General features: G+C 69.8%; 9 protein-coding genes, 1 tRNA gene and 1 pseudogene. 7 read left to right on the top strand and 4 right to left on the bottom strand.

Annotation, left to right across the window (positions count from 1 at the left end; genetic code table 11):
• A pseudogene (locus KBI5_RS07935) lies at nt 1-292 on the bottom strand (ammonium transporter); the annotation flags it as partial.
• Between the two features lie 264 nt (nt 293-556).
• Between KBI5_RS07935 and KBI5_RS07930 the strand changes: the two are divergent.
• A complete protein-coding gene (locus KBI5_RS07930) occupies nt 557-1,963 on the top strand; it encodes a C40 family peptidase (protein WP_085014829.1) in 1,407 nt (468 codons plus the stop codon).
• Between the two features lie 74 nt (nt 1,964-2,037).
• On the opposite strand, the gene KBI5_RS07925 is transcribed toward KBI5_RS07930, so the two are convergent.
• Nucleotides 2,038-2,730 carry a metal-dependent transcriptional regulator gene (locus KBI5_RS07925; protein WP_023839855.1) on the bottom strand — a complete coding sequence of 231 codons (693 nt, stop codon included), beginning with the start codon at nt 2,728-2,730 and terminating at the stop codon, nt 2,038-2,040.
• 264 nt (nt 2,731-2,994) lie between these two features.
• Here KBI5_RS07925 and KBI5_RS07920 point away from each other — a divergent pair, with 264 nt between their 5' ends.
• Nucleotides 2,995-3,219 (top strand): DUF3039 domain-containing protein, encoded by a 225-nt coding sequence (locus KBI5_RS07920; protein ID WP_023839854.1) that lies wholly within the window; start codon nt 2,995-2,997, stop codon nt 3,217-3,219.
• 218 nt (nt 3,220-3,437) lie between these two features.
• A tRNA-Arg gene (locus tag KBI5_RS07915) sits at nt 3,438-3,510 on the top strand.
• Between the two features lie 162 nt (nt 3,511-3,672).
• Here the strand turns inward: KBI5_RS07915 and KBI5_RS07910 are convergent.
• Nucleotides 3,673-5,406 carry a SulP family inorganic anion transporter gene (locus KBI5_RS07910; protein ID WP_198537572.1) on the bottom strand — a complete coding sequence of 578 codons (1,734 nt, stop codon included), beginning with the start codon at nt 5,404-5,406 and terminating at the stop codon, nt 3,673-3,675.
• A gap of 341 nt (nt 5,407-5,747) precedes the next feature.
• Between KBI5_RS07910 and KBI5_RS07905 the strand changes: the two genes are divergently transcribed.
• Complete coding sequence (locus tag KBI5_RS07905) at nt 5,748-6,095, top strand: metalloregulator ArsR/SmtB family transcription factor (protein WP_277870090.1); 348 nt, start codon at nt 5,748-5,750, stop codon at nt 6,093-6,095.
• Nucleotides 6,096-6,312: 217 nt separating this feature from the next.
• Nucleotides 6,313-7,467, top strand: coding sequence for a malic enzyme-like protein (locus KBI5_RS07900; RefSeq protein ID WP_347272479.1), 1,155 nt, complete (start codon nt 6,313-6,315; stop codon nt 7,465-7,467).
• Between the two features lie 507 nt (nt 7,468-7,974).
• On the opposite strand, the gene KBI5_RS07895 is transcribed toward KBI5_RS07900, so the two are convergent.
• Nucleotides 7,975-8,415: a type II 3-dehydroquinate dehydratase gene (locus KBI5_RS07895; protein ID WP_011434893.1), complete on the bottom strand. Its 441-nt coding sequence runs from the start codon at nt 8,413-8,415 to the stop codon at nt 7,975-7,977.
• 325 nt (nt 8,416-8,740) lie between these two features.
• Between KBI5_RS07895 and KBI5_RS07890 the strand changes: the two genes are divergently transcribed.
• Together KBI5_RS07890 and KBI5_RS07885 are read left to right on the top strand one after the other, a co-directional pair.
• Complete coding sequence (locus tag KBI5_RS07890) at nt 8,741-9,907, top strand: DegT/DnrJ/EryC1/StrS family aminotransferase (RefSeq protein ID WP_023839849.1); 1,167 nt, start codon at nt 8,741-8,743, stop codon at nt 9,905-9,907.
• Nucleotides 9,904-11,034, top strand: a complete 1,131-nt coding sequence (locus KBI5_RS07885; RefSeq protein ID WP_023839848.1) for a Gfo/Idh/MocA family oxidoreductase — start codon at nt 9,904-9,906, stop codon at nt 11,032-11,034. The genes KBI5_RS07890 and KBI5_RS07885 overlap by 4 nt, the downstream gene beginning before the upstream one ends.
• Nucleotides 11,035-11,052 lie beyond the last annotated feature (18 nt).

The following is an 11,052-nucleotide window of genomic DNA, read 5'->3' as shown; positions in this document are numbered from 1 at the left end:
CGACGAACACGACGTACGGGATCGCGCCGTCGCTGCCGGAGAGGTCCTGGAGAGCGAAGAAGTCGAATCCGCCCCAGAAGCCGTTACCCTCGCCGAACGCGACGCTGAACCCGATGACCGACCAGATCAGCGTGACGATCCCGATGCAGAAGAAGTTCTGCATGATCATTCCGAGCACGTTCTTCGCTCGGACCATGCCACCGTAGAAGAACGCCAGTCCGGGCGTCATGAACAGCACGATCGCGGAACTGATGAGCATCCACGCGGTATCGCCCGAATTCAATTTGTCCATGTCTCTCCTGTCATTCCCCGCGCGATGCGCGGACTGCGCTCACCCGGTCCCCGGCCACGCTGCGCTCGTCCCGGATCCTCGGGTCCGAAGAGTCGGCAAGATCTGTTCCCGACCTGTGTCTTAGCTGTTTCTGGCATGTGAAATCGCTAAATTGGGTGGCCTGTGACCCGATCTCATCGGCTGGCGGTGGGTGCTTGGAGACTCTCCGCTCGTCACGGCGTGCTTCCGTGACTGTATAACTGCATAGAGTTACCGTCCGGCAGTGTGAGCAGTGTCCCCACGGAGGGCTGGCATAGCGCCGGCGAACCGCGCCCCGGGCCCCGCCGTCCCCGTGATGTCCCGCCATCCGGGTTCGGCCGGCGAACTTCGAAACACGTCGCAAGGCAGACTCTCGCCGCCGGCCCGACCGACGATCCCCAGCCGACCGGGAACGATCCGACCGGATGGCGTCCGAAAGCCGGAGCGCCCATTGTTCTCGGACTGGTCGGCATTCTCGTCGCCGGACCTCCGGTTGTCTGGGGGTTTGCCGGATCCGCCTGGGCGGCGCCGACGACTCCGGCCTCCGGGTCGGCCCCGGAGAGCCCGGAGAGCCCGGAGAGCCCGCAGAGCCTGCAGAGCCTGCAGAGCCTGCAGGCGGAGATCAACGGTACCCGGGTACGGCTGGACGAATCCACTCGTCAGACGGCGATTGCCACTGAGGTGTTCAACGCCGAACGTATTCGGCTGGTCGAGGCCGAGCGGGCCGCGGCTGCCGCGGCCGGGCGGGTCGACCGCGCTGACGACGCTGTACGGCAGGCCTCGGACAAACACCGGGGGTTGGCGGTGTCGGCGAATCGGGCCGGGGGATTCGGGCAACTGTCGTTGCTGMTGACCGGYGACCCCCGACAGGTACTCGACCGGGCCGGTGCGGTCGATGCGCTGGCCCGCCGGCAACGCGTGGCGGACACTGGCCTGCGGCTCGCGCGTCGGGATCTCACCGAGGCACGCCGGAGCGCTGACGTGGCACTTGCGGGCAAGAGGAAGATCGTCATGCGGCTCGCCGCACGGAAGCGGTCCATCGAGGCGTCCGCCGCCGAGCAGCGCAGCCTGCTGCAGCGGCTCGAATCCCGCTACGCATCGCTGGAGCGGCGGGCCAGGRAGCGCCAAGCCGCCGCCGCGCGGGCCCGCAGGGCGGCGGCGGCCGCCGCCGCGGCATCGGCGGCCAGGAAGGCCGCGGCCGAACGGGTCCGTTATCGGAAGGAGTCGGCCGCGGTCGCGGCCGCGGGCCGGGCGTTCGCCGCGGCCCCGACTACCCCGGCACCCATCCCGCCGACGGGCGGCGGTGGCGCGTCGCGCGCGGTGCAGGAGGCATACGCCCAGCTGGGCAAGCCCTACGTGTGGGCTGCGGCGGGGCCGAAGTCCTTCGACTGCTCCGGCCTGACGCAGTGGGTCTGGGGGAAGGCCGGGGTCTCGCTGAGCCACTACACCGGATCACAATGGAATGAGGGGCGCCGCGTGAACCGGGCGGGCCTCATTCCCGGCGATCTCGTCTTCTTCCATGCCGATCTTGATCATGTCGGGATCTACATCGGGGGCGGGAAGATGATCCACGCTCCGCGGACCGGGGAGGTGGTCAAGGTGGAGAAGATCTGGTGGTCGAGCTTCCGGGGGGGTGTGCGGCCGGGAGCGTGACACCATCGGCCGCTGGCGGAAGCGATCAGGATGGCGACGGCGACGGTGCCGTGGGCGACGACTCAGCGGTCGACTCAGCGGTCGACGTAAACGAGAGCCGCGGTGCTACGGCTGATCTCCGCGTCGGTCTGGCCGTTGGGAGTGACGATGTGGATCAGGTTGCCGCGGGAGCCCGGCGTGATCTGCGCACCGGGGACGATCGCGGCGTCCTGAAGCCGGCGCATGATGCTTTCGTCCGTCTGCAACCGCTCGGAGATCCAGCTCACCGTGACCGGCCTGCCACCGCCGGACGAGGCGAGGTCGGCCGACGCCAGTAGGCTCACCGGGGCGGAAGCCGGCCGTGCCGTGGTGTGGTGCTGCTGGGAAGGCGGGATCTCGTTACCGAACGGGCAGCGCTTCGGATCGCCGAGCAGGACGGTGAGGCGCGCCTCGACCTCGTCGGAGATTACATGCTCCCACCGACAGGCCTCGTTGTGTACCAGCGCCCAGTCCAACCCGATGACCTTCGTGAGCAGCAGCTCGGCCAAGCGGTGCTTGCGCATGACGGCGGTGGCCCGCAGCAGGCCCTTCTCCGTGAACTGCACGGTCCGGTCGTCGGCGAGGCACACCAGCCCCTCGTTGGCCAGACGAGCCGTCGACTCGCTCGCGGCCGGCGCGCTGACATGCAGGCGCTCCACCAGACGCGCGCGCAGCGGGGGGATGCCCTCCTCCCTCAGCTCGTACAGGGTTCGGAGGTACATCTCGGTACTGTCGATCAATCCAGTCACCGGTCTCCTTCGTCCTCTCCAGGGTACGCTCAGCCTGGGACTCACAAGAGCCATCTGCCCCCCGAAGACCATGCCGGCTGGCCGGTTTCGATGTCCCGTCGGCCCCTTCCCCCGGACCGGGGTCGGTGTTCCACGACGTGTTCCATGGCCTCGGTTCGGCGGGTATGGCCTCGGTCCGGCGGCGTGTCCTCGTGCGGCACCCGTCCCGCGCGCGGGCTTGCACCCAGGGCCGGCATCGGCGCCCGCGGCACTAGACTCGACGCCATGAGCACRACTCAGATCGCGCCCGAGACATCGAACACCCAGACGGACGAAGGTGACGATCACTCTCACTACGCTCGTCGTGAGGAGATCGTTCGCGCGTCCATCGAGGGTGGCCGGGTTACGGCGTTGTGCGGCTACAAGTTCGAACCGGTGCGGGACCCCTCGCGTTTCCCGATCTGTCCGAAATGCAAGGAACTCGTCGAGATGGCCGAGCAGTTCGGCTGATCGCGCTGTGCCGGTACACAGTGCCGGGCGGCCACGGTCCTCGATGGCGGTCATTAGCCTTCGGTAATAATCGGTCGTTGCGGTAGATCGAGCGTGCCGACGGGCTGTGGACGGTGTGCGGATGCCTTGCCGATCGGAATCCATGGTGTCCCCTCGGGCCGGCTGCTCCGCGGCCCCGTATGATCTGTTGCACGAGCCAGACCCGGTGTCCCTCGCCGGCCCCAGTAGCTCAGTGGATAGAGCGACCGCCTCCTAAGCGGTAGGCCGCAGGTCCGATTCCTGCCTGGGGCACATCCGTCATGTCGATCGCCAGCCTCCGGCTGGTGGGACCAGAGTCCCCTGTGGGGCGGGCTGCGTCGCGAGCCGCGCGACCGCGGCTAGCGCCGCGTGGGCTAGCGCCGCGTGGGCTAACGCCGCGTGGGCTAACGCCGCGTGGGCTAACGCCGCGTGGGCTCAGGTGGGGACGGCAGCCAGGGCGCCGGTGTGGTGGAGATGGTCCCGGGCAGCCTGGATGGCCGACGGGGTGGAGTCGAACAGGCGTCCCTGGCCGCGCAGCCGGTCCACCAGACCGACGGCGGCCACCGCTTTGGCATGCTCGGGTCGCAGCCCCGACACATACACCTTGACGCCGCGGTGTTCGAGCCGGTCGATGACGTCGCGCAGGACGAGGGCGCCGGTGCCGTCGACGGCGCTGACCCGGGACAGCCGGAGGATGAGGATCTCGACGTCGGCCACCTCGGTGAGCTCCAGCAGGAAGCGGTGGGCGGCGGCGAAGAACAGGGGGCCGTCGATACGGTAGGCGACGATGTGCTCGGCGAGTAGCGCGTGTTCGGAATCGTGATGATCGCCGGGGTCCAGCGGCACCTCCTCGACCCGCGCGGTTCGGGCGATTGCGCGCAGGGCGAGGGCGCCGGCGACCGCGAGGCCGAGGACGACGGCGATGACGAGGTCGAGCGCCAGGGTCGCCCCGGCGGTCAGCGCCATGACCAGGGCATCGGAGTGTGACGCACGGCCGAGGGTGCGCAACGAGGAGACCTCGACCATCCGCACCGCCGTGGCGAGCAGAACACCGGCGAGCGCGGCGAGCGGGATGCGCGCGACSAGGGGAGCGGCTGCGAGCATCACCCCGGCGAGGACCACGGCGTGCGCGAGGGCGGCGAGCCGGGACGAGGCACCCGAGCGGACGTTGACCGCGGTGCGGGCGATCGCGCCGGTGGCGGGCACCCCGCCGAACAGCGGGACGGCGAGGTTGGCCAGCCCTTGGCCGAATAGCTCCCGGTCGGGGTCGTGGTTCTGGCCGACGGTCATCCCGTCGGCCACACTGGCCGAGAGCAGGCTCTCCAAGGCTGCGAGCGCGGCCACGGCGACGGCGGCCGTGGCGAGCGTCGGGATCGCGGTGATGTCGAGGAAGCCGAGCGAGGGACCGGGCAGGGTGGCGGGGATTGCGCCGAGGGTCGTGACGTCCCACTCGCGGGCCGTGACGAGGGCCGTCGCGAGGGCCACGGCGAGCAGCGAGAACGGGACCGTGGGCCGCAGCCGGGCGCCGACCAGCATCGTCGCCGCGACGCCGACGGCGAGCGCCAGCGCGAGCCAGTGCGGCCGGTGGACGAAGTCGGCCACGGCCGCCCAGGCCACGCCGGTCACCCGGTCACCGTTTCGGGCGTGCACCCCCAGGGCCGAGGGAACCTGCTGAAGGAAGATCACCGCGGCGATGCCGACGGTGAATCCCTCCACCACGGGCGCCGGCACATATCGCACGGAGCGGCCGACCCGCAGGACCGCGAGCGCGAGCAGGATCATCCCGGCGAGCAGCCCGACGGTCAGCACACCAGCCGGCCCRTGCCGGTGCACGATCGGCACGAGCACGACGGTCATCGCGCCGGTCGGCCCGGACACCTGCAGGTTCGACCCGCCGAAGACCGCCGCGAGAGCACCCGCCACGATCGCCGTCACCAGTCCGGCGGCCGCGCCGAGGCCGGAGGAGACCCCGAATCCCAGCGCGAGCGGCAGCGCGACCACCGCGACGGTCATCCCCGCGAGCAGGTCACGGCCTGGCTGGCGGCGCATGCTCTCGATATCGGCCCGGCCGGGCAGGAGCCGGCCGAGTGGCCTGGGCCAGCGTGACGGGGCCGTCCTTATGGGGGCGGGGCAGTGGGGCCGGGGGTCCTCGGCCTGCCCCGTCGTCATCTCGATGCGGATCCGATCCTCCCATATACTGGGATGAAAAATTGAAGGTTTCTTCAATTTACATGCTAAAAAGTATGGAGTGGGCGAGATCTCGGACACAGCGGCCCCCGCAGAGCCGTGCCGTGCGATAAAGAGCTGTTTCCCGACTCCGAAGTGTGGTAACGAACAGTTGATAAATTCTGTAACTGGCGGGGAGGTCGCCATCGGGCGCGAACGGGTCGTGGCGCTACTCACCGTGCCGGCGTGATCTCTGGGTGGGCGGTCGCCGGTACTCCGGCCAGGCCGGTACCTCGGCCGGTAGGCCTCGGCCGGAGCTGCGTGGGGTCGACGGGAGGTGGCTCGTGACGAGGCGGGTTCCGCTGTACCAGGCTAAAGCGGAGTTTTTTCGCATGCTTGGCCATCCGGTGCGAATTAGGGTGCTGGAGTTGCTGCAGGACGGGCCGATGCCGGTGCGGGATCTCCTGGCCGCGATCGAGGTGGAGTCGTCGAACCTTTCCCAACAGCTCGCGGTGCTGCGCCGGTCCGGGATCGTGACCGCGACGCGGGACGGCCCGACGGTGGTGTACGCGCTCGCGGGCGGGGACGTGGCGGAGCTGATGCGCGCGGYCCGGCGGATTCTGACCGAGATGGCGGCCGGGCAGGCCGGACTGTTGGCCGAGTTGCGCGAAGCGGAGACAAGCCCCTCATGAGCATGAAATGTGGTGGACCGATGCCCGGGACTCCCGCAGGTGGGACTCCCGCGGAGGGGAGCCCCGCCGAGGGGCCGGCTGGGGGACCGGCGCGCACCGGACGGAGTCGGGCACGGGTGGAGCCGGCGTGACGCCCCCTGGTCCGGCCGGTCCGGCCGGTTCAGCCGGGGTCAACCCCGCCTACAGCGTCACGGTCCGTGTTCCGCACCGGGCCACGATGATCATCGAGGCGGTCGTCGCCGCAGCCCCCGGCCCCGTGACGTGCTACGCGGACGAGCCGGATCCCGGGGGCGGCCGGCGGATCACGTTGGATGCCGACAGCGGGTCCACATTGACCTGGCTGGTCCGGGCGCTGCGGGAGCGGCTGGGTGCCGACCTGTTGCAGACCGAGGATCCCGTCTTCACCGTCGCGTCGACCGGCAAACTCGCCCAGTGTCTCCGCGCGTCGGTCACGACCGGTCACGATCTTGCGTTGTTGGACGCTGACGCCGACCGCCGCGTCATCAGCCACCTGGCCATGCACCCGACGCACACCGACCGGTTCACCGGCCGGCCGCGCCGAGTGGCGCTGCTCACCGACGGCAGCGCCGTCTTGGACTTTGAGCCGCTGGCCGCCGAGGCGGCCCTGCCAGCGGTCGAGTCCCAGGCGGTCCACCTGCACCGGGCGACCGGGTTCGACGTCATCCCCATGCCGATCGCAGCCCGTACCGCCGCCGAGCTCGCCGCGGCGATCGGCATGATCGCTCCGGGATTCGCCGCCACCGTCCTGGTCCACACGCATGTCCGCCGCATCGACGCCGCCCGCGCCGCGCTGCGGTCCGCCGCCCCGCATCTGCTGCTCGACACCGTCAACGACGGTCTCGCCGTCGCCGCCGCGGCCGCGGTCCTCAACCATCTCCGGGCGCGTGACATCGCGCCGGGGCGGGCCCGCGTCGCCGTCGTGGACCCGGCTCGGGGCGGCGATCTCGCCGGCTTACTGATCGGTGTCGGCCTCCACGAGATCACCCTCTACGATCCGGTCGACTACGGCATCCAGCCGCTGCACCTGCTTGCCCCCGAACTCGATCTGATCGTCGACCTGATCGGCTTGGCGGCGCCGCCCAAGGGCGTTCCCGTCCTGCGGATCCGCCCGGAGACGCCCCCTCCGCTGGCCCGCGCCACCTCGGGCCCGCGTCCGCTGCACGCGCTGCCCGGACTGCTGCGGGCGGTCGTCACCACTCGCCGCCCGGTCACCCCCGCTGCCCGCCTCGCCGCCGTGCACGCCCTCGTCGGTCAGACGCCGCCCGGCAGCGTGCTGCCTCCCCTCGACCATCCACGGCTAGCCCCCGCCGTTGCCGCGGCAGCCACCCACGCCCTCACCGCGCAGGAGTAGCTCACCGCGCTCCCGGCGGAGGTGGTCGCCTGGAGGTGGTCACCTGGTAGGGGGTGGTGGGGCTCGCCACTGCCAGGCCCATCGGCGAATCCCGGCGGATGATCGTCCGTTGGGAGGACCGTTCCTCATGAACGGGATGAACGGGGTGCGTTGTCATGGGCGGCACTCTCCCGCCGGCATTGCGGATGCGGAAGTACGACGGCCCCGGTCCGATCTTTGCGGCATATCACTCAAAAATATCCTAAAGGGTCATAGGGCCATATTCCAGCAATGCGCCACCCTGCTTCTTCGGCCTGCCGGGAAGCCCGAGTCGGACCGACACGGCCGAGGAACCGACACGGCCGAGGAGATGACACCGGGCCGAGGGCGCTCGTGCGTCCGACGCCGGCCGGCCCGGCGCTGGGGAGTTCCACGTCGCGGGTGGCCTGGTCACGTCGGGAAGGGGATACGAACGCCACTTCGCGTGACCAGTTATCCGAAGAGTCGTTCCCGGTCCGGCGGGACGTCTCAGCTCGGCGCGGGGACGAGGTCCAGCAGTGCCTGAGCGGCAAGCTCGTATCCGAGGGCCCCCAGGCCGACGATCACTCCCCGGGCGAGCGCCGAGAGAATGGATTCGTGCCGGAAGGACTCCCGAGCCCAGACATTGGAGAGATGGACCTCGATCCACGGGTTCGGATAATTGGCCAAAGCGTCACGAAGGCTCCAGCCGTACATCATCAGCGCACCTGGATTGACGATCGCACCGATCGAGTCGTAATTATCCTGAATGGTGTGGATCAATTCACCTTCGGATTCACGTTGTACGGAGACAAGTTTCCATCCGCGGTCCGAGATCCGAGCCGCGACGGCCGCCTCGATATCGGCCAGTGTCGCCGTGCCGTAGACTTCCGGCTGGCGTCGGCCGAGTATGCCCAGATTGGGGCCATTCAGGAGAAGTAGCGTGGTCACGGCGCCTCACAGACATGCTGGCCGGCTCGATGGTCGGCGTTTCTGATCCGGAACCCCACATTTATAGCAAAGCCACCTGCTGGACACCTGCAAGCAGAAAGGGCCAGCTGGGGTGTTCTTATCAAGTCTATCTGTAGTCTGTCCGTTGATATTAGCGTGTCATGTCCGGAGGGCGATGGGGAACCCGGGGGTACCGAGGTACCGTCCGTCATGCATCCTCTCGCGTAGATTCCTTCGCCGATCGCGATAATGGAACCGCCGACGGAACCTCGATCCCGGCGCGAAGAACAACGATACGGTCACGGGCAAGAAAAGGGTGGGGATCATGATCGGTAGAGCACGGCCAGCGCCGGAGTTGCCGGCCTGGCCGCAGTACTCCGACGAGGAGCGCGGTGGTCTGATCCGGGCGTTGGAACAGGGCCAGTGGTGGCGCATGGGCGGCAGTGAGGTCGACACTTTCGAGCGGGAATTCGCTGCCTACCACGGGGCCGGCTACGCCCTCGCCGTAACCAACGGGACGCACGCGTTGGAGCTCGCGTTGCAGGTCCTGGGGGTCGGACCCGGCAGTGAGGTCATCGTGCCGGCGTTCACCTTCATCTCCTCCTCGCAGGCGGCCCAGCGCCTCGGCGCGGTGGCCGTGCCGGTCGACATCGACCCGGGCACGTACTGCATCGGGGTCACCGCCGCGGCGGCCGCGGTGACCCCGCGCACTCGGGCGATCATGCCGGTGCATATGGCGGGCCAGGTCTGCGACATGGAYGCCCTGGCGAAGCTGTCCGCGGATGCCGGGGTTCCGCTGATCCAGGACGCGGCGCACGCGCACGGTGCGCAGTGGCAGGGTAAGAAGCTCGGCGAGCTGGGCTCGGTGGCGGCGTTCAGCTTCCAGAACGGCAAGCTCATGACCGCCGGCGAGGGCGGCGCCGTCACCTTCCCCGACGCCGAGCTGTACGAACTCGGCTTCCTGCGGCACAGTTGCGGGCGGCCACGCACGGACCGCCGGTACCTCCACCAGACCTCCGGGTCGAATTTCCGGCTCAACGAGTTCTCCGCCGCGGTCCTGCGTGCCCAGCTCGGCCGCCTGGCCGGCCAGATTGACACGCGTGAGGAGCGCTGGCCGGTGCTGGCGGGCGCGCTTGCCGACATCCCGGGTGTCGTCCCGCAGGGCCGCGACGACCGGTGTGACCGCAATCCGCACTACATGGCGATGTTCCGGTTGCCCGGGTTCAGTGAGGAGCGCCGCAACGCGTTCGTCGACGCCCTTGTGGACCGCGGGCTGCCCGCTTTCGCCGCGTTCCGGGCGATCTACCGGTCCAACGGCTTCTGGGAGACCGGTGCCCCGGACGAAACGGTGGACGAGATCGCGAAGCGCTGCCCGAACACCGAGGCGATCAGCGCGGACGGCGTCTGGCTGCACCATCGGACGTTGCTCGGCACCGAAGAACAGATGCACCAGGTCGCGGCCATCGTGGCCGAGACCCTGGCCGAGCTGTGAGCCGAGGCGAGACCGGCAACCCCACGCGGACTCCGCTGCGGGTCGCCGTGGTGGGGCTGGGCTGGGCCGGCCGGTCGATCTGGCTTCCCCGGCTGCGAGAACACCCGGAGTTCGTCGTGGTCACGGCCGTCGATTCCGATTCCGGGGCCCGCCGGGCGGCGGCCGGGGCCGACCCGGGCCTGGCCGTGCTCGCCGACGTCGACGAGATCGACCGGACTCAGGTCGACCTCGCGGTCGTGGCGGTGCCCAACCACCGGCACGCCGAGATCGCAGCCCGGCTGCTGAGCGCCGGTATTCCGGTTTTCCTGGAGAAGCCGGTGTGCCTGAGCTCGGCCGAGGCCGACCGGCTCGCGGCGGCCGAGCGCGCGGGCGACACCATCCTGCTCGCTGGGAGCGCCGCGCGGTACCGGGCGGATGTCAGCCGGCTCTACGAGCTCGCCGACGGGCTCGGTGCCATCCGGCACGTCGATCTCGCCTGGATCCGGGCCCGGGGCATTCCCGACGCCGGTGGCTGGTTCACCCGGCGGGACCTCTCCGGCGGCGGAGCCCTGGTAGACCTCGGCTGGCACCTGCTCGACACCCTCACCCCGCTGCTGGGCAGCGTCCGTTTCCAGCAGGTGGTCGGGACGATCTCGGACGACTTCGTCAGCGACGGCTCCTGGGCGGCCTCCTGGCGTCACGACGATGGCACCGGGCCGGCTGTCGGCGTCGGCGGTGACGTCGAGGACACCGCACGTGGCTTCCTGGTCACCGAGAACGGGGTCTCGGTGTCGTTGCGGGCGAGCTGGGCCTCGCACGAGGCCCGGGACGTCACCCTGATCAACGTCGAGGGTGCCGCGGGCACCGCGTCGCTGCGCTGCACGTTCGGTTTCGGTCCAAACCGGCAGGATCGTTCGGTTCTGACCCGCACCCGGGCCGGCGAGACCGTGGCGGTGCCTGTGCCCGACGAACCGATCGGAACGGAGTACCGCCGCCAGCTCGATGAACTGCCCGCGCTGCTGGCGGATCCCGCGTCCCGGGGGCGGGCGATCGAGGAGGTCCGCCCGACGATCGCCGCCATCGAGAGGTTCTACGACTCCGCGCGCTCGCACCGGTCCGTCGCGCCGCTCGCGCACGCGACTCGCTGAGGTCACGCATCCACGACC

The organism is Frankia sp. KB5 (assembly GCF_002099325.1).
Taxonomy (GTDB): Bacteria; Actinomycetota; Actinomycetes; order Frankiales; family Frankiaceae; genus Frankia; species Frankia casuarinae.
Note: the sequence above shows the minus strand (reverse complement) of the source record. Positions and strands in the feature narration are given on the sequence as shown.

Excerpts from the sequence above, each read along its gene's own strand:
- KBI5_RS07900 (WP_347272479.1), top strand. The coding sequence starts at position 6,313 with ATGATCATCGAGGCGGTCGTCGCCGCAGCCCCCGGCCCCGTGACGTGC.